The 17,559-nt window shown below is 64.3% G+C and carries 23 protein-coding genes; 9 read left to right on the top strand and 14 right to left on the bottom strand.

Translation table 11 applies throughout. From position 1 onward, the window contains the following. Together RN01_RS20795 and RN01_RS20790 are read left to right on the top strand one after the other, a co-directional pair. Complete coding sequence (locus RN01_RS20795) at window positions 1–651, top strand: ABC transporter permease (protein ID WP_017511211.1); 651 nt, start codon at window positions 1–3, stop codon at window positions 649–651. Further along, a complete protein-coding gene (locus RN01_RS20790) occupies window positions 648–1,844 on the top strand; it encodes an ABC transporter ATP-binding protein (RefSeq protein ID WP_017511210.1) in 1,197 nt (398 codons plus the stop codon). The genes RN01_RS20795 and RN01_RS20790 overlap by 4 nt, the downstream gene beginning before the upstream one ends. Window positions 1,845–1,893: 49 nt before the next feature. Here the strand turns inward: RN01_RS20790 and RN01_RS34010 are convergent, their stop codons facing one another. The 4 genes from RN01_RS34010 to RN01_RS20775 form a co-directional block, all read right to left on the bottom strand. Then, window positions 1,894–2,031: a hypothetical protein gene (locus RN01_RS34010; RefSeq protein WP_017511209.1), complete on the bottom strand. Its 138-nt coding sequence runs from the start codon at window positions 2,029–2,031 to the stop codon at window positions 1,894–1,896. Window positions 2,032–2,065: 34 nt separating this feature from the next. Next, window positions 2,066–2,512 (bottom strand): hypothetical protein, encoded by a 447-nt coding sequence (locus RN01_RS20785; RefSeq protein WP_017511208.1) that lies wholly within the window; start codon window positions 2,510–2,512, stop codon window positions 2,066–2,068. Window positions 2,513–2,666: 154 nt separating this feature from the next. Continuing rightward, entirely contained in the window at window positions 2,667–3,422 is a 756-nt protein-coding gene (locus tag RN01_RS20780) for a slipin family protein (protein WP_008645208.1), read from the bottom strand. 36 nt (window positions 3,423–3,458) lie between these two features. Continuing rightward, window positions 3,459–4,871: a nodulation protein NfeD gene (locus tag RN01_RS20775; protein WP_035836735.1), complete on the bottom strand. Its 1,413-nt coding sequence runs from the start codon at window positions 4,869–4,871 to the stop codon at window positions 3,459–3,461. Window positions 4,872–5,068: 197 nt separating this feature from the next. Between RN01_RS20775 and RN01_RS20770 the strand changes: the two genes are divergently transcribed. From RN01_RS20770 to RN01_RS20745, 6 genes are all read left to right on the top strand, one after another. Then, window positions 5,069–6,313 (top strand): YbfB/YjiJ family MFS transporter, encoded by a 1,245-nt coding sequence (locus RN01_RS20770; protein WP_024570720.1) that lies wholly within the window; start codon window positions 5,069–5,071, stop codon window positions 6,311–6,313. A gap of 86 nt (window positions 6,314–6,399) precedes the next feature. After that, entirely contained in the window at window positions 6,400–7,173 is a 774-nt protein-coding gene (locus RN01_RS20765; RefSeq protein WP_017515143.1) for a class II aldolase/adducin family protein, read from the top strand. A 19-nt stretch (window positions 7,174–7,192) separates the two neighbouring features. Beyond that, window positions 7,193–7,381: a 4-oxalocrotonate tautomerase gene (locus RN01_RS20760; protein WP_008645213.1), complete on the top strand. Its 189-nt coding sequence runs from the start codon at window positions 7,193–7,195 to the stop codon at window positions 7,379–7,381. Window positions 7,382–7,421: 40 nt separating this feature from the next. After that, window positions 7,422–8,453, top strand: coding sequence for a low specificity L-threonine aldolase (locus RN01_RS20755; protein WP_017515145.1), 1,032 nt, complete (start codon window positions 7,422–7,424; stop codon window positions 8,451–8,453). A 67-nt stretch (window positions 8,454–8,520) separates the two neighbouring features. Then, a complete protein-coding gene (locus tag RN01_RS20750; protein ID WP_024570721.1) occupies window positions 8,521–9,117 on the top strand; it encodes an NUDIX domain-containing protein in 597 nt (198 codons plus the stop codon). 12 nt (window positions 9,118–9,129) lie between these two features. After that, entirely contained in the window at window positions 9,130–9,357 is a 228-nt protein-coding gene (locus tag RN01_RS20745) for a sulfurtransferase TusA family protein (protein WP_008645216.1), read from the top strand. Between the two features lie 71 nt (window positions 9,358–9,428). Here RN01_RS20745 and RN01_RS20740 read toward each other — a convergent pair whose 3' ends face one another. The 7 genes from RN01_RS20740 to RN01_RS20710 form a co-directional block, all read right to left on the bottom strand. Next, window positions 9,429–9,776, bottom strand: coding sequence for an FKBP-type peptidyl-prolyl cis-trans isomerase (locus tag RN01_RS20740; protein ID WP_008645218.1), 348 nt, complete (start codon window positions 9,774–9,776; stop codon window positions 9,429–9,431). A 30-nt stretch (window positions 9,777–9,806) separates the two neighbouring features. After that, a complete protein-coding gene (locus tag RN01_RS20735) occupies window positions 9,807–10,355 on the bottom strand; it encodes a YaeQ family protein (RefSeq protein WP_008645219.1) in 549 nt (182 codons plus the stop codon). A gap of 132 nt (window positions 10,356–10,487) precedes the next feature. Next, entirely contained in the window at window positions 10,488–10,796 is a 309-nt protein-coding gene (locus RN01_RS20730; protein ID WP_017515073.1) for a hypothetical protein, read from the bottom strand. A 127-nt stretch (window positions 10,797–10,923) separates the two neighbouring features. Then, entirely contained in the window at window positions 10,924–11,517 is a 594-nt protein-coding gene (locus RN01_RS20725; protein WP_017515074.1) for a YceI family protein, read from the bottom strand. A 39-nt stretch (window positions 11,518–11,556) separates the two neighbouring features. Continuing rightward, window positions 11,557–11,940 carry an MAPEG family protein gene (locus RN01_RS20720; RefSeq protein WP_011515647.1) on the bottom strand — a complete coding sequence of 128 codons (384 nt, stop codon included), beginning with the start codon at window positions 11,938–11,940 and terminating at the stop codon, window positions 11,557–11,559. Window positions 11,941–12,048: 108 nt separating this feature from the next. Then, the gene (locus RN01_RS20715) at window positions 12,049–12,279 is read right to left on the bottom strand and encodes an RNA-binding S4 domain-containing protein (protein WP_008645224.1); all 231 of its coding nucleotides are present in this window, start codon (window positions 12,277–12,279) and stop codon (window positions 12,049–12,051) included. 2 nt (window positions 12,280–12,281) lie between these two features. Then, the gene (locus tag RN01_RS20710; RefSeq protein ID WP_024570722.1) at window positions 12,282–14,030 is read right to left on the bottom strand and encodes a glutamine--tRNA ligase/YqeY domain fusion protein; all 1,749 of its coding nucleotides are present in this window, start codon (window positions 14,028–14,030) and stop codon (window positions 12,282–12,284) included. 279 nt (window positions 14,031–14,309) lie between these two features. On the opposite strand from RN01_RS20710, the gene RN01_RS20705 reads away from it, so the two are divergent. Then, on the top strand, window positions 14,310–15,761 hold the full coding sequence (locus tag RN01_RS20705) for a CoA transferase (protein ID WP_024570723.1): 1,452 nt from the start codon (window positions 14,310–14,312) through the stop codon (window positions 15,759–15,761). On the opposite strand, the gene RN01_RS20700 is transcribed toward RN01_RS20705, so the two are convergent. The 3 genes from RN01_RS20700 to RN01_RS34005 form a co-directional block, all read right to left on the bottom strand. Then, window positions 15,758–16,375 carry a pyridoxamine 5'-phosphate oxidase family protein gene (locus RN01_RS20700; protein WP_017513667.1) on the bottom strand — a complete coding sequence of 206 codons (618 nt, stop codon included), beginning with the start codon at window positions 16,373–16,375 and terminating at the stop codon, window positions 15,758–15,760. The two genes, RN01_RS20705 and RN01_RS20700, sit on opposite strands and share 4 nt — an antisense overlap. Window positions 16,376–16,388: 13 nt before the next feature. Then, window positions 16,389–17,249, bottom strand: coding sequence for a PhzF family phenazine biosynthesis protein (locus RN01_RS20695; protein WP_017513668.1), 861 nt, complete (start codon window positions 17,247–17,249; stop codon window positions 16,389–16,391). Window positions 17,250–17,319: 70 nt separating this feature from the next. After that, window positions 17,320–17,496 carry a hypothetical protein gene (locus tag RN01_RS34005; RefSeq protein WP_156149785.1) on the bottom strand — a complete coding sequence of 59 codons (177 nt, stop codon included), beginning with the start codon at window positions 17,494–17,496 and terminating at the stop codon, window positions 17,320–17,322. Window positions 17,497–17,559 lie beyond the last annotated feature (63 nt).

Genomic DNA, 17,559 nt, shown 5'->3' with positions numbered 1-17,559 from the left:
ATGGATCTGCTGACCTACCTTCACCATAGCTGGCCGATGCTGCTGCGGCTGACTGGCGAGCACCTTGCGCTCGTTGGCTCCGCAGTCGGGTTGGCCATCGTCATCGGTGTGCCGCTCGGCATCCTGATCACGCGACACCGCTTTCTGGCCGGGCCGATGCTGGCGTTGGCGACCGTGGTGCTGACGCTGCCGTCGATTGCGCTGTTCGGCCTGATGATCCCGATCTTCGCGCGCTTCGGCCACGCGTTGGGCTACCTGCCGGCCGTGACCGCCGTGTTCCTGTACTCGCTGCTGCCGATCATGCGCAACACGTACACCGCGCTGGCCAATATCGATCCTGGCATCCAGGAAGCCGGCCGCGGCATTGGCATGACCACATGGCAGCGTATGCGGCTGGTGGATCTTCCGCTCGCCGTGCCCGTGATCCTGGGCGGCGTGCGTACCGCCGTCGTGATGAACATCGGTGTGGCCACGATCGCGGCGGTCATCGGCGCCGGTGGCCTGGGCGTGCTGATCCTGCAAGCGATCAGCCAGAGCAACATGAGCAAGCTGGCCGTGGGCGCGGTTCTCGTCAGCCTGCTCGCCATTGTGGCGGACGCGTGCCTGCAGGCACTGCAGCGCGCGCTGACGCCGAAAGGAATCCGTCAATGATAGAACTCGACAAACTTGCCAAGACCTTCCACCAAAAGGATGGCACCGAAGTGCGTGCCGTCGATGCCGTCAGCCTGGCGGTGCCGCGTGGCGAAATCTGCGTGTTCCTGGGGCCGTCTGGTTGCGGCAAGACCACCACGCTGAAGATGATCAACCGCCTGATCGAACCGACCTCCGGTACCGTTCGCATCGATGGCGAGGACACGGCCGGACTCGACGGCGTGACCCTGCGGCGCAAGATTGGCTATGTGATCCAGCAGATCGGCCTGTTTCCGAACATGACGATCGAAGAGAACATCATGGTCGTGCCGCGCCTGTTGGGATGGAATAGGAAACAGTGCCGCGAACGGGCGCGCGAACTGATCCGGATGGTGCAGTTGGACCCGGACAAGATGCTCAAGCGCTATCCGCGCGAACTCTCCGGCGGCCAGCAGCAGCGCATCGGCGTAATCCGGGCACTGGCGGCCGACGCGCCGGTGCTGTTGATGGACGAGCCGTTCGGCGCGGTCGATCCGATCAACCGCGAAAGCATCCAGAACGAGTTCTTCCAGATGCAACGCCAGCTCGGCAAGACCGTGATCATGGTGTCGCACGATATCGATGAAGCGATCAAGCTCGGCGACAAGGTTGCCGTGTTCCGTGGCGGCAAGCTCGTGCAGTTCGATCATCCCGATGCGTTGCTGGCTCACCCCGCCAACGATTTCGTGCAGGCCTTCGTCGGCCACGACAACACGCTCAAGCGCCTGCTGCTGGTGCGTGCCGGGGACGCCGCCACGATGCCGCCGATCAGCCGGCCCGACATGCCGTTGGCCGAAGCATTCGGTGTGATGGACGATGCCGACGTGCGCCACCTTCCCGTTGTCGATGACGCGCAGCACGTGCTTGGCTATGTCACGCGCCGCGATGTGCGGGGCGCGATGGCGTCTGGCGGGCACTGTGCCGATGTCATGCGGCCGCTCACCGTCACGGCGACGTGCGATGAACACCTGCGCATCGTGCTGTCGCGCATGTATCAGCACAACACGAGCTGGCTGCCCGTGCTCGATGCCGATGGGGGATACCTGGGGGACGTGACGCAGGAATCGATCGCGGACTATCTCAGCTCGGGCCGGTCGCGCGGTATGGCGGGCGGCCTTTCCTCGGCGTTATCTCAGCGCACCGCACCCGCGGAATCGGCAGCGCACGCCGTGTAGGGAGCCTCCTGACCGCGGCCGCGTGGCACGGTCAGGATTCGCATCACCTTCAAGCTGCCGCATGCTTCAGATAGATGCCCCAGGCAACCCACGACGCGTAGACGACGAGATACCCTTTGAAGACCCTGGTCATCACCTTGCGCTGAAGTTCGTTGTCTTCCAGGAATCTGATGATGGCTTTCTGCATGTTGATGCTCCTTGGCTGATGATTCACGATGTTTTCAAAGGCCGCTGGGCCGAACCAGTTCGGCGTAGATCCCGAAGTAGGCTCCTGCACTGACGATCGTCAGGCAGACTGAAATCCTCAAGACCCAGTTGGGTCGATCGCGTGGACGCGTGACTGCGGCGCTGGCTTCCATCGCGCCCAGCAGTACCAGCACGGCTGCGAAGACGATCAGGAACACATGCATCGCAATGCCAATCCACATGGTCTGGCGGTTCCAGTGGGACTCATCCAGCGCGGAAGCCAGCAGGTAGCAGGCGCTGGCGCTCATCGGGATTGCAGCCCAGAGTAGCTGCCCACCTTCGATCGCACGCCGGACGATGCCGTGACTTTCTTCCCGGAAGAAGTGGGGCAGCTTGGCTAGCGGTAGCAGTGCTAACGGCGCGAGCAATGGAATCGCGACGTTGAACACAAACCAGCCGAACAGCTCGATAGTCCTTGCCATGGTGCCCTTGAAATGAGTGGAGGAAACCGTCAGCAAAGGTGCAGACGGCGAGGCCGATGCTAGGCCTCGATCCGGCTCATGCCAATAGGGAAGTTGTGAACGATTGTGGCGTCCAGCGCAAACTCTTGAGGCCAATCAATCGCATCAAAATGTGCTATTTCGACCCTCCGCCGGCAAGTGCCGACAGCACGCCCATTGGCAACGGGAAGACGATGGTCGAACTCTTGTCGCCAGCGATCTGGGTGAGCGTTTGCAGGTAGCGGAGTTGCATCGCCTCCGGTTGACGCGCCAGCATCTGCGCGGCCTCGAGCAGCTTCACCGATGCCTGCAATTCGCCTTCGGCATGAATGATCTTGGCGCGCCGCTCGCGTTCGGCCTCGGCCTGCCGTGCGATTGCGCGGACCATCGTCTCGTTGAGGTCGACATGCTTGATCTCGACATTCGATACCTTGATGCCCCATGCGTCCGTCTGGGCGTCGAGCACCTTCTGGATGTCGAGGTTCAGCTTCTCCCTTTCCGCCAGCATTTCATCGAGCTCGTGCTTGCCCAGCACCGAGCGGAGCGTGGTCTGCGCGAGCTGGCTCGTGGCCTCGAGGAAGTTGGCCACCTGGATGATCGCGCGTTCCGGGTCGACCACCCGGAAGTAGATCACCGCGTTGACCTTGACGGACACGTTGTCGTGCGAGATCACGTCCTGAGGGGGCACGTCCAGTACCACGGTGCGCAGGTCCACGCGCACCATCTGCTGGATGGCGGGGATGATCAGCACCAGTCCAGGTCCCTTGACGCGCCAGAAGCGCCCAAGCATGAAGACCACACCGCGCTCGTACTCGCGCAGCACGCGAAATGCGGAGATCACCAGCAGAACCAGCAGGAAGATCAAGCCGCCGAAGCTGAATCCGAAAGCCATATCAGACTCCTTCCGTTCTTGTTTCAGTGGGAATGTTCATGACGGGTCGCCCGCGGTCGTCACGTCGAGCACCAGCCCACGCCGCGCCGTCACGCGCACGCGTTGACCACGTACCAGCGGGGCAGCGCTGTGGATACGCCATTGTTCGCCATGGACCGTTGCCCATCCGTCTGCCGGGGCATCGTCGATTACCACGCCGATGCTGCCAACCAATGCGTCCGCGCCGCTGACAACCGGCCGCCGGCGCGCGCGCAACAGGACCATCGACATGCCGAACAGGAAGACCGCCGACACCGTGGACAAGGTGGCAATCAGCGATAGCGGCACGCCGAAGCCGGGCACGTCGGTGTCGATCAGCATCACGGCGCCGAATGCAAAGGCGATGATGCCGCCAACGCCCAGCGCGCCGAACGTCGGCAGGAACAGCTCCGCGGTCATGCAGCCGACGCCAAGCGCGATCAGCGCCAGCCCGGCGTAGTTGACGGGCAGCATCTGCAGCGCGAACAGGCCCAGTAGCAGGCAGATCGCGCCGGCAATGCCCGGCACGACCATGCCCGGCGTGGAAAACTCGAAGATCAGACCGTAGATGCCGATCATCATCAGGATCAGCGCGACGCTCGGGTCCGTGATGACCGCAAGCAGGCGGCTGCGCCAGTCGGGTTCCAGCGTGACCACGGGCGCGCCCGCCGTGTGCAGGGTGCGCATGGCGCCCGCGGCCTCGATGCGTTTGCCGTCCACTTGCCTGAGCAGTACCGGAAGGTCGGCGGCGATCAAGTCCGCCACATGCTGCGCCACGGCTTCGTCGGCCGAGAGGCTCACCGCTTCTCTTACCGCGCGCTCGCCCCAGTCGGCATTGCGGTGTCGCAACTGCGCCAGCCCTCGGATGTAGGCGGACGCATCATGCATCTGCTTGCGTGTCATCGTGTCCTCGGCCGCCGGAGCGCTGGATGGTGCCGATGCGGGTGCCGGACCCGCTTCCGGTTTCGGGCCGCCAATGCCGATCGCGACGGGGCTGGCCGCGCCCAGGTTGGTGCCGGGCGCCATTGCGGCGATATGGCTGGCGTAGAGGATGTAGGTGCCCGCGCTGGCGGCCCGCGCGCCGCCGGGATAGACGTATGTAGCAACCGGCACGGGCGACGCGATGATGGCCTGGATGATGTCGCGCATCGATTTGTCCAGGCCGCCTGGCGTATCCATCTCGATCACGATGAGTTGCGCCCCATGCTTGCTGGCCTGTTCGATGCCGTGCACGGCAAAGCTGGCGCTGGCCGGACTGATGGCGCCCCGGATGGGGATGACGTAGACCGGTGGCACGGCAGGCGCGGTGGATGCGGATGACGCGGACTGCGCGTGCGCGCCTGTCATCGCCAGCAAGGTGAGCCCGAGGGCGTGCCCCAGTGCGAGCCAGCGCACCCGGGCCAGCCAGTCTCGGATCGGTGCGAGTGTCATGGCGGGGAGCGGCCCGCAGTGAATGCCGTGGCCGCGCCACTTCCAGTGTAGGCGACCGGCCACATTCCGCCATCGCGCATTGGTGCCGGAGCGTGCCGGAGCGGGCTGGCCGGCTGCCGGCAGGTATGACGATTCAGGCGTAGCATTGGCGACATTGTCAAATCCGCCGAATGCGGCGCCAGCCCGGATTCCGTCACATGCCTTCCGCAAATGCCGATATTTCCTCCGGATTGCTGACCCGGCAAACCGCTGGCCCATGGGCCGTGGCGCTGGCCGGGCTCGTCTCGCTGGCGCTGGCCATGGGCATCGGGCGCTTCGCCTTCACGCCGCTGCTGCCGATGATGCTGCACGACGGCACCGTGACCCTGGCCGAGGGCAGCGCGCTGGCGACGCTGAACTATATCGGCTACCTGCTGGGTGCATTGTTATGCCTGTTCATCCGGCCCGACCCGGTGCGCATGGTGCGCGGCGCGCTGGTGCTGACCGTGGTGCTGACGCTGGCCATGGCGCTCCCCGGCGGCATGGTGGCGTGGCTCGCCTGGCGCACGCTGGCCGGTATCGCCAGCGCGGTGGTGATGGTCTACGCGACCGCGTGGTGCATGCAGCGACTCGCCGAACTCGACCATCCGACCCTTGGCGGCCTGATGTTCTGCGGGCCGGGGGTCGGCATCGTGATCACGGGGGTGTCGGCATTCGGCATGGTGGCGGGGCACTGGCTGGCCAATTGGGGATGGATGACGTTCGCGGTGCTTGGCGCCGTCATGCTGGCGCTGGTGTGGCGTGTGTTCGGTTCGCCGCCCCCTGCGTTACACACGCCGTGCGGTGGCAGCGCGCCAACTCTCGCGCCGGCACCCACGCCAAAACTCGACCTTGAAACCTGGGCGCTGACGCTGGCTTACGGCCTGGCCGGATTCGGCTACATCATCACCGCGACATTCCTGCCCGTAATCGCACGCCAGGCCATGCCGGGCAGTGTCTGGGCAGACCTGTTCTGGCCGATCCTGGGAGCAGGGGTGATGGTGGGCGCGTATCTGGTCACGCGCGTGGGCATGCACCACGACAACCGCCGCATGATGATGATGCTGTACACAATGCAGGCCATCGGCGTGGGCGTGGCTGCGGTCTGGCCGACCGTGGCCGGATTCGCGCTCAGCAGCCTCCTGGTGGGCCTGCCGTTCACGGCGCTGGTGTCGTTCGCGATGCGTGAAGCGCGGCGCCTATGGGGCCAGCGTGCCTCGAAGCTGATCGGCCTGATGACGGCGGCATACGCGCTCGGCCAGATCGCGGGGCCGCCGCTGGCCACGGCGCTGGTGGCCCGCACGGGCGGATTTTCGGCGTCGCTGGCGGTGGCGGCCGGGGCCTTGTTGCTGGGCGCGCTGATCTACGTCTGGATGTGGCGCGCGCTGCCGGTGGGCGGCAAACCGGCCCATGCCGGCGCCTGAGGACTGCGCTACAGTATCGGCTCCGCCGCTCACTCGACCGGACGCACCCGCGCAGGCGTTGCAGGGCGGCGCGGAGCCTTTGCCCCATGTCTTTTGCCTTGCAGCCCGGCCGTGCCGCGGGCCCGGCTTTCCCGATCAGCGACGAAGAAGCGCGCGTGCGCGTGGACCTTGCCGCCGCCTACCGGCTGGCCGCGCTGGAGCGTTGGGATGACCTGATCTACACCCATATTTCGGCCACCGTGCCCGGCGAACCCGATCACTTCCTGATCAATCCGTTTGGCTTTGCCTTCGACGAGATTCGTGCGTCTGATCTCGTCAAGATCAACAGCCGGGGCGAGGTGGTCGGCGAAACCGCTCATCCCGTCAACGTGACAGGCTTTGCGCTGCACGGCGCGGTCCATGCGGCCCGCCCCGATGCGCACTGCGTGATGCACCTGCATAACACCGCTGGTATCGCGGTGTCGGCCCAGGCCGAGGGGCTGCTGCCGCTCTCGCAGCATGCGATGCGTTTCCACGGGCGGATTGCCTATCACGATTACGAAGGGCTGGCGTTCTCTCCGGCCGAGGGCGGGCGGCTTACCGGGTCGCTGGGCGGGCACCCGGCCATGCTGCTGCGCAACCACGGCACGCTGACCGTGGGCCGCACGGTGGCGGAGGCCTACGTGTTGATGGCCACGCTGATCAAGGCGTGTGAGATCCAGCTCGGCGCGCAGCTCGGCAGCGCTACCATCCAGCCGTCAGCGGCCATTGCGGACAAGACCTCGCTGCAGCTTTATGACGGTGGCGCGGTCGAGGGCGTGATGGAATGGCCCGCACTGCTGCGCAAACTCGATAAAATCGATCCCTCTTACAAGAACTGACATTCCAAAGGAGTCACGAATGCCCACTTTCCACGTAGAAATGTTTGAAGGCCGCACCGTCGAGCAGAAGCGCAAGTTTGTCGAGGAAGTTACCCGTGTCACGTGCGAGACGCTTGGCTGCTCCTCGGGCGCGGTCGACATCATCATCACCGACGTCAAGCGCGAGAACTGGGCTACCGGTGGCGAACTCTGGGCCGACAAGAAGTAACTTCCAGCAAGGCTGAACGATGACCTCCGCAGTCTCCACCATGCAGCAGTTCGCCTCGGACAATTACGCGGGTTTCTGCCCGGAATCGCTTAAATATTTTCTCGAGGCCAACGCCAGCGGCCATGAGAAGGCCTACGGCGACGACAGCTGGACGCAAAAGGTCTGCGATCGCATCCGCGATCTGTTTCAGACCGATTGCGAGGTCTTCTTCGTCTTCAACGGCACGGCGGCCAATTCGCTTGCGCTGTCGTCGCTGTGCCAGTCTTACCACTCGGTGATCTGTCATGAACTCGCCCATATCGAAACGGACGAGTGCGGCGGACCCGAGTTCTTCTCGAACGGGTCGAAGCTGCTCACCGCCCCCGGCGAGAACGGCAAGCTGACGCCCGATGCGGTGGAGGCGCTGGTCACGCGCCGCGCCGATATCCACTATCCGAAGCCGCGCGTCGTCTCGCTGACGCAGGCCACCGAGGTGGGCACCGTCTACACGGTGGAGGAAGTGCGTGCCATTGCGGCCATCGCCAAGCGGCGCCAGTTGCGCGTGCATATGGATGGCGCGCGATTCGCCAATGCGGTGGCATCGCTCGGTGTGCACCCGTCAGAAATCACCTGGCGTGCGGGCGTCGATGTGCTCTGCTTTGGCGGCACCAAGAATGGCTTGCCCGTGGGGGAGGCCGTGGTTTTCTTCGACCGCAAGCTGGCGGAAGACTTTGCCTACCGCGTGAAGCAGGCGGGGCAACTGGCGTCGAAGATGCGTTTTATTTCGGCGCCATGGCTCGGCATGCTCGAAAACGACGTGTGGCTGAATAACGCGCGCCACGCCAACGCCATGGCGACGCTGCTTCACCAGCGCATCGCCGATATTCCTGGCGTGCGCATCATGTTCCCGACCGAGGCAAACGCCGTCTTTGCCGAGCTGCCGCTGCCGGCCATCGAGGCGCTGCGCGCCCGGGGCTGGCTGTTCTACACCTTCATCGGCGCAGGCGGGTGCCGGTTGATGTGCGCGTGGGACCTGCAGCCAGACACCGTGGAAGCGTTTGCCGCCGATATCCGCACGGCCTGCTCGGGTTGAAGGGCAGTTACGCATCCAGCATTCACCAACGATAACGAGACACGAGACAGAAGACAGGAGACCCCCGATGCATAACTATCGTTTTTGCCCGCAATGCGGTTCGGAACTTGAGCATTTGCCAATGTCTGGACGCTATCGCCATGTTTGCCTGCGGGATGGCTGCGGATTCGTGCATTGGGACAATCCGTTGCCGGTGCTGGCGGCTGTGGTCGAGTACGAGGGCAAGCTGCTGCTGGCACGCAATGCCGTGTGGCCCGAGAAGATGTTCGCGCTGGTGACCGGCTTTATGGAACGTGACGAAACGCCGGAACTGGGCGTGGCACGCGAGCTCAAGGAAGAGACCAATCTCGATACCGTGTCGGCATCGCTGATTGGTGTCTACGACTTCATGCGCAAGAACGAGCTGATCATTGCCTACCACGTTCAGGCGACCGGGAATATCCGGCTGTCGGAAGAGTTGGCGGAATACAAGCTTGTGGCACCCGAGAAGATGCGGATCTGGAATGCGGGTACCGGCTTTGCCGTGGCCGATTTCCTGGAGCGCCGCGGAATGCCGGTGCGCTTCTATGATCGCGCCACCGGTGACGACATTCCCGATCCGCGTCGCCCGACCGACTTCAGCCTGCTCGGCGCTTCGCTACAATACGGCATCTATCAGAAATAGAAGGTGTGAGGAATGGATTTCCAGAAAGAAGTGGACGCCCGCGGCCTGAATTGCCCGCTGCCGATCCTGCGGACCAAGAAGGCGCTGGCTGACATGGCCAGTGGCGAAGTGCTTAAGGTGCTGGCCACTGATCCGGGCGCGACGCGCGATTTCCAGGCATTCGCGAAGCAGACGGGCAATGAGTTGCTGTCGCACGCCGAGGTCGACAAGGTTTTTGTGTTCTACATGAAGCGCCGTTGATTCCCGGTTGTGCTTCATGCGCAATAAAAAACGGACGCCAAGGCGTCCGTTTTTTATTGGCGGGTTCTGGCTCAGACCGCGAGCAGTTCCACTTCGAACAGCAGCGTGGCGTTCGGAGGAATCACACCACCGGCGCCACGGGCACCGTAGCCCAGGTCGGCGGGAATGACCAGGCGGCGCGTGCCACCAACCTTCATGCCCTGCACGCCTTCGTCCCAACCGCGAATGACGTGGCCGGCGCCCAGCGGGAACACGAACGGGTCGTTACGATCCTTGCTCGAATCGAACTTGCGGCCAGCCTGGCCGTTCTCGAAGAGCCAGCCGGTGTAGTGCACGGTCACATGCTTGCCTGCCTTGGCTTCGTCGCCCGAACCGACGACGGTGTCTTCGAATTGCAGGCCGGAGGGAGTGGTTTGCATCGCAGTCTTCCTTTTGAGTGTGGCTGGGAATCAATCGTCCGCGCGCTGGAGTACTTCGCGCGTAATCTGCACATTGTGGTCGTCGTCACTGACCCAGATGTCGCCATCCTGGATGGTCACGGACAGGCGCATGGCGCGCTGGGCCATACGTGCCAGCGCTTCCACGGCATCCGAAGGCACATTGTAGATGGTCACGTTGCGCAGCTTGCTGGCCTTGCCCGACATGCCTTTCCACCACTCACGCGCGCTGGCGCTCTGGTAGGTATAGACAGTGACGTGATCGGCACGCGCGGCGGCACGCTTCAGCCGGGTTTCGTCGGGCTGGCCGAGGTCGATCCAGTGGGAAATGTCGCCGGTCAGCGTCTTGTCCCAGAGATCGGGTTCGTCGGGTTCGTCCAGGCCGCGAGTGAAGGTCAGCGTCTCGGTGGCTTCGCAGGCAAAAGCCAGCAGGCGGACCATCATGCGTGCGTCGTTCTCGGACGGGTGTTGGGCAATGGTCAGCGTGTGGCTGCCGTAGTACGGCCGATCCATGTCGGACACGGACAGGTCGGCTTTGAAAATGGTGGACTTGAGCGCCATGGGATCAGGTAAGCGGCACGCGCCAGCAATCGTGCTCTGTGCGCGAAAGGCCGAATCATACGTGATCCGGACGTCGACACGATGGAAATGGGGTAGCCGGGGCGGTAAATGTCCCGGCTGGCCCGCGCCGGGTCAGCGCTTGCGATAGTCGGCGAGCCAGAAGCGCAGCAGGGCGGAAGCCAGTATCAAGCCCAGGAACGAGGCGGCCGCCACCAAGGCAATACCGCCATCACTGTTGATGTCGCCTTCAACGGCTACACCAGCGATCAACGTCCCGACCATGACGGCGAGCAGCGGCAGCAACAGCGCGCCACGGCCATAGGTCTTGTAGGCCCAGAGTGGAAATCGGCGAAGAAAATCGCCGGGAATGCTGCACGCCAGGCAGGCGCCGGCAGCAGCTAGCGACGCCGCAACGACGTCGTTCAGGTGAATCATGCTCATCTTGGCTCGCGCATCGCCGTTCGCAGTGAGGCTACGCGGCTGGATGGTCTTGGCAAAGGGCTGATTTTACTGAACTTCTTCCAGCTAAAGGTGACGCCGGGGTGCCTTCGACAGGCTGTGCCGCTGGCTATTTTCCCGCGGGTTCCGCCGCGCCGGCGGGGGATGCTTCGACCGACACCTGAAGTGTGACCAGATCGCCAACCTCGGGCAGGAAGCGTGTTATTCCGAAAGCACTGCGCGGAAAACTGGCATGGAAGTCGCCGCCGCACACGTTCCGCCTGACACCAAACAGGACCGTCTCCCCGCAACTGAAACGATCGGCCTCGAGGCGCAAGGGTTGGCTGATGCCATGGAGCGATAGCGAACCCTCCACGGCGACAAGCTTGCCGTTCTCGACAATAAAGCGGTTCGCCTGCAGCCGGGCAACGGGGAAGTTCTGGGCGTCGAGGAACTGCGCGGAACGCAGCACGCCATCGAGGCTGCGGTTGCCCGTGTCGACGGAGTCGGTGTCAACGGTGAAGTCGATAGACCCGGTGCCGCTGTCGGGGTCGTAAAGAATGCGCCCGTCCATCTTGCCGAAGCGGCCACGAACCGTGGTGCGTTCAAAGTGACTCGCGCCGAAGTACACGGCGGTGTGTGTCGGGTCCACGGTGTAGGTGGCCGGCGCGGCCAGGGCAGGGGAGGCCAGCAGTGCTGCGGCAATCGGAAGGATGACGCGCATTCGGGGCCTCCGCTTCATGGACACAATCCGTGGACAGACTCAGTGAACGAAGACTGGCAGCAGGAATATGCCGATCACTGTCAGTTGCCCAACCGTCCAGAACAACGTGCGCAGCGTTGCGCGATCGGTCAGGTAGCAAATGGTGTACAGAACCCGGATGACGATGAAAGCAATCGCCAGTTCGTCGATTCGTGCTTGCGGTGCGGCCAGATGCGAGGCGATCAGTACGGCGGCGGCGAAGAACGGGAATGCCTCGAAATGATTGCGGTGGGCCATGTCGGCACGCCGCGCGCGGCCGCTCTGTCGTTCCAGCCAGGCACGTGGGTCATGGTTGTCGTAACCACGGCTACCGGCCTTGGCAACGGCGACGGTCAGGACTGGCATCAGGCCAGCCACGAGTACACACCAGAACGCGATTGGCATTGATGCTCCTTGGAAGCCGCCTCGCCTTCGATTTGAAACGGCTAATCTGTGACAAGTTAGCGAGGCGACGGCATTGCGCCGCCGCCTCGTGATCGCACTGCTTGACGTTCAGGCTGCAACCACCTTGATGCGCACACCACCGGTGCCGCCGACGCCGACCACCTGGCCAGCGCGGATCTTCGCGGTTTTGCGCGACTCGGGCGCACCGTCCACCGATACCTCGCCCGCAGCGACCAGCGCCTTGCCGGCACCGCCACTGTCGCAGACGCCGGCAAGCTTCAGCAGGTCATTCAGCGCGATGAACTCGCGATCAAGCGGAAAAGTAATGGTTTGCGCCATGCTTACTTGCCCCAGCTGTCCTTGAGTCCAACCGTGCGGTTGAACACCGGCTTGCCCGGCTGCGAATCCGCTCGGTCCGCCACGAAGTAACCGTGCCGCTCGAACTGGAAACGGTCCTCTGGCTTGGCATCGCGCAGGCCCGGCTCCAGATAGGCGGTCACGACCTTCTTCGAGTCCGGATTCAGCGCGTCCAGGAAGTTTTTGCCACCGGCATCCGGGTTCGGATCGTTGAACAGACGGTCGTACAGGCGGACTTCGGCTTCACACGCGTGAGGCGCGCTGACCCAGTGGATGTTGCCCTTGACCTTTACGCTGTCCGCGCCAGGCGTGCCGCTCTTGGTTTCCGGCAGGTAGTTCGCGTGCACGGCAATCACGTTGCCGTCGGCATCCTTGTCGACGCCGGTGCATTCGATCACATAACCGTAGCGCAGGCGCACCTTGTTGCCCGGGAACAGACGGAAGTAGCCCTTCGGCGGGTTCTCGTTGAAGTCCTCGCGCTCGATCCACAGCTCACGCGACAGCGGGAACACGCGGCGGCCCATTTCAGGCTGCTTCGGGTGCACCGGCGCCGAGCATTCCTCGCTCTGGCCTTCCGGGTAGTTGTCCAGGATCAGCTTCAGCGGGTCCAGCACGGCAACGCTGCGCGGCGCCCGCGCGTCGAGGTCATCACGGACCGCGCCTTCGAGCGTGCTCATGTCGATCCAGCTATCGGCCTTCGACACACCCACGCGATCGCAGAAGAGCTGGATCGACTCGGGCGTGTAGCCGCGGCGGCGGATACCGACGATGGTGGGCATCCGCGGATCGTCCCAGCCGGTCACGCGCTGCTCGTCCACGAGCTGCTTCAGGCGTCGTTTGCTGGTGATCGCGTAGGTCAGGTTCAGGCGCGCGAATTCGTACTGGTGCGGCAGCGGATTGGCGAACACGCCAGCGTCGCGCAGGTGCTCGAGCACCCAGTCATAGAGCGGGCGGTTGTTTTCGAACTCGAGCGTGCACAGCGAATGCGTGATGTTCTCGATCGCGTCCGAGATGCAATGCGTGAAGTCGTACATCGGGTAGATGCACCACTTGTCGCCGGTACGGTGGTGATGGGCGTGGCGGATGCGGTAGAGCACCGGATCGCGCATCACGATGTTCGGGGCGGTCATGTCGATCTTCGCGCGCAGCACGTGCTCGCCGTCGGCATACTTGCCGTCGCGCATCTCGCGGAACAGCTTCAGGTTCTCCTCGACCGAGCGGTCGCGGAACGGCGACGGCTTGCCCGGCTCGGAAAAGTTGCCGCGCATGGCGGCGATCTGCTCGGCGCTCTGGCTGTCCACATAGGCCACGCCGCGCTCGATCAGCGTTTCGGCAAACTTGTAGAGCTGGTCGAAGTAGTCGCTCGCGAAGTACAGGTGCGGTGTGCTGCCCGCCTGGGCGCTGTCCCAGGAGAAGCCGAGCCAGTGCACGGCATCGATGATCGAGTCGACGTACTCGGTGTCTTCCTTCACCGGGTTTGTGTCATCGAAGCGCAGATGGCAGCGGCCGGCATAGTCGCGGGCCAGCCCGAAGTTCACGCAGATGCTCTTGGCGTGACCAATGTGCAGGTAGCCGTTCGGCTCCGGCGGGAAGCGCGTGATGACCGTCGGCAGCGGGTCGCCTTGCTTGTCCGCGCGGCCGGCGTAGGTGCCGGTGGCGAGGTCCTGGTCGATGATGCTCCGCAGGAAGTTGGAGGCGGCGGGCGTGTCGTTGGGTTTGGTGTCGTGGCTCATGTTGTCGCCGCAACGGGGGCGGCTCGATTGCTTGGGCGGACGGTCCGGGCCTGGATTGACCCGGTTTGCGGTCCTGATGTTCCGTGGAATGGGGCGATTTTACCGTGCCTGCGGGGTAACCCGGCACCTGCGGGGCTTTTTCCGAATCGTCTCACGGCGCGATGGGCTGAAGTGGTGCAGAATCCACCAGATATCAGGGTCATCATCGTGCGGTAGACCTCGGGCCGTGGTGCGCAATCGTCGCACAGTCCGGGGCTTGCCGCTGCTGGAATACAAGCCATGAACTCCGCTTCCTTCGCCACCGTTCCCCCCCAAACTGCCCCCGATGCCTTGGCCGCGCTCTGGCGCGAGGCCGGGATGCCCCCGGAAGCACTTGGGCATCTGACGCTGACCGGCGCCGATCCGGTTCTCCCATCCAGCTTCGCCATTGGCGCCGCGGCCCAGGCCAGCCTGGGCGCGTCGGCGCTGGCTGCCGCCGCGTTGTGGGCGCAGCGGACCGGCAACTGGCAGGGCGTCGCGGTCGATATGCGCCATGCCATGGCCGAGTTTCGCAGCGAGCGCTACCTGCGCGTCAAGGGGGGCGCCGCGCCCGAGCTATGGGACAAGATCGCGGGGCTGTACCCGTGCGGCGATGGCCGCTGGGTCAGGCTGCATACGAATTTTCCGCATCACCGGGATGGCGTGCTGAAGCTTCTGCATTGCGCGCACGACAAGGATGCCGTGCGCGCCGCGCTGTCCAAGTGGAAGGCCGAGGACTTCGAAGCGGCGGCCTCGGACGCCGGCATGGTCGTGGCGGCGATGCGGACCTATGACGAATGGCAGGCGCACCCGCAGGCTCAGGCGTTGCGGGGGCTCCCGCCGGTCATCATCGAACGGATCGGCGATGCGCCGCCGATGCCGCTGCCGGCATTCGCCCCCCAGGCTGAAATCAATGTCGATGCCAGGCCGCTGTCCGGCGTGCGCGTGCTCGACTTCACGCGCATCATCGCCGGCCCGGTGGCGGGGCGGACATTGGCCGCCCACGGCGCCGATGTGTTGCTGGTCACGGCTGCGCACCTTCCGTCGATTCCCCCGCTCGTTATCGATACCGGGCGTGGCAAACGCTCCTGCCAGCTCGATCTGCGTGACGCGGATGACAAGCGCGCGCTGCACAAGCTGCTGCACGGCGCCGATGTCGTGGTGCAGGGGTATCGCCCGAACGGGCTGGCGGAGCTCGGGGTCGGTGCCGAAGCCGCGGCGCGCGCGCGTCCGGGCATCGTCTATGTGTCGCTATCTGCTTATGGCCATGTCGGGCCGTGGGCGGGCAAGCGTGGTTTCGATTCGCTCGTGCAGACGGCCACCGGCTTCAATGACGACGAAGCCCGGGCAGCCGGCAGCACTGAACCGAAACCGCTCCCGGCGCAGGTGCTGGATCATGCCGCGGGGTATCTGCTGGCCTTCGGCGCGATGGCGGCACTGCACCGCCGTGCGGTGGAAGGCGGAAGCTGGCATGTGCGCGTGTCGCTGGCCCAGGTCGGGCAATGGTTGCGCGGGCTAGGTCGCGTGCCGGATGGCTTCAGCGTGCCCGACCAGCACATCGACGAGATTTCGGACCTGCTCGAAGTGCAGGAGTCGGGCTTCGGCGAGTTGACCGTGGTGCGTCACGCGGCCCGGTTATCGGCAACGCCGGCATATTGGGCGTTGCCTTCCGAACCACTCGGTACCCACGCGGCCGAGTGGCTGCCGCGCTAGTAAAGGTTATTGCGCAGGCGGTCCGGGAGTTCGCGATCGTAGGTGGCAGCGTCGATCGCATTCTGGCTCAGCGTTGCGACGATCGTGCCATTGCTCGGCAGCGCCTCGCGTGAAATCTGCGCGTCGGCGGACCACAGGTGCGATCGCATCAGCGCGCGGGCGCACTGGAAGAATACCGACTGGATCGCGATGACGAGCACCGAGGTCGGCGCTTTGTCCTGCGCCACGCAGCGGGAGATCAGATCGGGATCCGTGGAGATCTTTGCGGTCCCGCTGACACGCAGTGTTTCGTTGACGCCCGGAATCAGGAACAGCAGCCCCACGCGCGGGTCGGCGATGATATTTCGCAGGCTGTCGATGCGATTGTTCCCGCGGCGGTCCGGTAGTAACAACGTGCGATCGTCGAGCACATGTACGAATCCGGGCGCGTCGCCGCGAGGGGAGCAGTCGCCGCCCTTATCGCTGGCCGTAGACAGCAGGCAGAACGGTGACGCCTCCACAAAGGCTCGGTAATACGGGTGGAGGTAGTCCACCTCCTTGGCAAGCGATGCCCCTGACGGTTCGGCGTACAACGATTCGAGATCGGCAAGTGTGGCAATGTCGTGCGATGGCATGGCAGAGTCCTTGTCAGAGTGTCACGGTGCCGCGACCGAGTTCGATCACGCGGCCGCCCACGCGAATCGCGCCCTCGGCGGTCACGTTCAGGTCCAGTCGGCAGCGGCGATCAACGAACTCGCCCTGGTCCACCTCGTAGCTGGCGGGCAACTGGTGGCCTGTTGCTACGAGCCATCCGCCCAGGTTGGCGCAAGCGGAGCCAGTGCCTGGGTCTTCCGCTACGCCGCCGCCTTGCTTGGTGAAGAAATACCGCACGAGTGCCTTGCCTGGCTGTTCCGGGTCGAATGCAAAGACATAGGCGGTCTTGCGGCCCAGGCTGCTTTGCGGCCAGCGATCGAGCCGGCTGCTGTCCGGTTGTGCGCGACGTACTGCGTCGGGCGTCTTCACGGGGACCAGCAATTGGTCGGCGCCGGTGTCGACCCACATCGGTGATCCGGCAAGATCGTCCATGGTCAGGCCCAGCAACGATGCCATCTCGGCATCCGGCAGGCCCGCCGGGGCGGTCTTCGGCGCGCCGGTGTGCGGCGCGGTCAGTGTCCAGCGGTCACCCTTGGCCGTGACCGGGACCACGCCGGCCTTGAATTCGAGCGAAAGCGCGTCGCCCGTTTTCATCAGGTCCCGCACGACGTGCGCCGTGCCAAGCGTCGGATGGCCTGCGAAGCGCATCTCGTATCCCGGCGTGAATATGCGCACGGCGGCGTTGGCGTTGTCGGATGGGAGCACGAAGGTGGTCTCCGACAGGTTGAACTGCAGGGCCAGCGCCTGCATGGTCGCGTCATCGAGTCCGCGCGCGTCCTCGAACACACACAGGGGGTTGCCGCCGAAGGTGGACTCGGCGAATACGTTGACGATTCGGTAGGCAAAGGTAGGCATGGGGGCGGCTTTCCAGAAATCAGCGACTCGGCAAGTGTACGGGAGCCTCCACGCCATGCCATGCACAGTTTCACGCGAATGCAGCGGAACAGTTGCAGCCCGGGGGCTGATGCAAGCATCGTGCGTATTTAAGCAAATTGCGATTGGCGCGTTCTGCATCGATATCGCCGATGCCGTGGCGATCGAGCACTTCCTGAGCCTGCCGGTGTATTGCGCGTGGCAATTCCGGAATGAAAATAGGCGCCATGGGTTTCCCCATGGCGCCTCGCAGGACTTCTACTACGTACTACCTACAGCGGTACAACTAAAC

The sequence above is a fragment of the Cupriavidus sp. SHE genome (assembly GCF_000812445.1).
Lineage (GTDB): Bacteria > Pseudomonadota > Gammaproteobacteria > Burkholderiales > Burkholderiaceae > Cupriavidus > Cupriavidus metallidurans.
The sequence above is the reverse complement of the archived record's forward strand: the minus strand, read 5'-3'. Positions and strand labels throughout refer to the sequence as shown.

Bases quoted from the DNA above. Each gene is read 5' to 3' on its own strand.
- RN01_RS20795 (WP_017511211.1), top strand. From the start codon at position 1: ATGGATCTGCTGACCTACCTTCACCATAGCTGGCCGATGCTGCTGCGG.
- RN01_RS20790 (WP_017511210.1), top strand. From the start codon at position 648: ATGATAGAACTCGACAAACTTGCCAAGACCTTCCACCAAAAGGATGGC.
- RN01_RS34010 (WP_017511209.1), bottom strand. From the start codon at position 2,031: ATGCAGAAAGCCATCATCAGATTCCTGGAAGACAACGAACTTCAGCGC.
- RN01_RS20785 (WP_017511208.1), bottom strand. From the start codon at position 2,512: ATGGCAAGGACTATCGAGCTGTTCGGCTGGTTTGTGTTCAACGTCGCG.
- RN01_RS20780 (WP_008645208.1), bottom strand. From the start codon at position 3,422: ATGGCTTTCGGATTCAGCTTCGGCGGCTTGATCTTCCTGCTGGTTCTG.
- RN01_RS20775 (WP_035836735.1), bottom strand. From the start codon at position 4,871: ATGACACTCGCACCGATCCGAGACTGGCTGGCCCGGGTGCGCTGGCTC.
- RN01_RS20770 (WP_024570720.1), top strand. From the start codon at position 5,069: ATGCCTTCCGCAAATGCCGATATTTCCTCCGGATTGCTGACCCGGCAA.
- RN01_RS20765 (WP_017515143.1), top strand. From the start codon at position 6,400: ATGTCTTTTGCCTTGCAGCCCGGCCGTGCCGCGGGCCCGGCTTTCCCG.
- RN01_RS20760 (WP_008645213.1), top strand. From the start codon at position 7,193: ATGCCCACTTTCCACGTAGAAATGTTTGAAGGCCGCACCGTCGAGCAG.
- RN01_RS20755 (WP_017515145.1), top strand. From the start codon at position 7,422: ATGCAGCAGTTCGCCTCGGACAATTACGCGGGTTTCTGCCCGGAATCG.
- RN01_RS20750 (WP_024570721.1), top strand. From the start codon at position 8,521: ATGCATAACTATCGTTTTTGCCCGCAATGCGGTTCGGAACTTGAGCAT.
- RN01_RS20745 (WP_008645216.1), top strand. From the start codon at position 9,130: ATGGATTTCCAGAAAGAAGTGGACGCCCGCGGCCTGAATTGCCCGCTG.
- RN01_RS20740 (WP_008645218.1), bottom strand. From the start codon at position 9,776: ATGCAAACCACTCCCTCCGGCCTGCAATTCGAAGACACCGTCGTCGGT.
- RN01_RS20735 (WP_008645219.1), bottom strand. From the start codon at position 10,355: ATGGCGCTCAAGTCCACCATTTTCAAAGCCGACCTGTCCGTGTCCGAC.
- RN01_RS20730 (WP_017515073.1), bottom strand. From the start codon at position 10,796: ATGAGCATGATTCACCTGAACGACGTCGTTGCGGCGTCGCTAGCTGCT.
- RN01_RS20725 (WP_017515074.1), bottom strand. From the start codon at position 11,517: ATGCGCGTCATCCTTCCGATTGCCGCAGCACTGCTGGCCTCCCCTGCC.
- RN01_RS20720 (WP_011515647.1), bottom strand. From the start codon at position 11,940: ATGCCAATCGCGTTCTGGTGTGTACTCGTGGCTGGCCTGATGCCAGTC.
- RN01_RS20715 (WP_008645224.1), bottom strand. From the start codon at position 12,279: ATGGCGCAAACCATTACTTTTCCGCTTGATCGCGAGTTCATCGCGCTG.
- RN01_RS20710 (WP_024570722.1), bottom strand. From the start codon at position 14,030: ATGAGCCACGACACCAAACCCAACGACACGCCCGCCGCCTCCAACTTC.
- RN01_RS20705 (WP_024570723.1), top strand. From the start codon at position 14,310: ATGAACTCCGCTTCCTTCGCCACCGTTCCCCCCCAAACTGCCCCCGAT.
- RN01_RS20700 (WP_017513667.1), bottom strand. From the start codon at position 16,375: ATGCCATCGCACGACATTGCCACACTTGCCGATCTCGAATCGTTGTAC.
- RN01_RS20695 (WP_017513668.1), bottom strand. From the start codon at position 17,249: ATGCCTACCTTTGCCTACCGAATCGTCAACGTATTCGCCGAGTCCACC.
- RN01_RS34005 (WP_156149785.1), bottom strand. From the start codon at position 17,496: ATGGCGCCTATTTTCATTCCGGAATTGCCACGCGCAATACACCGGCAG.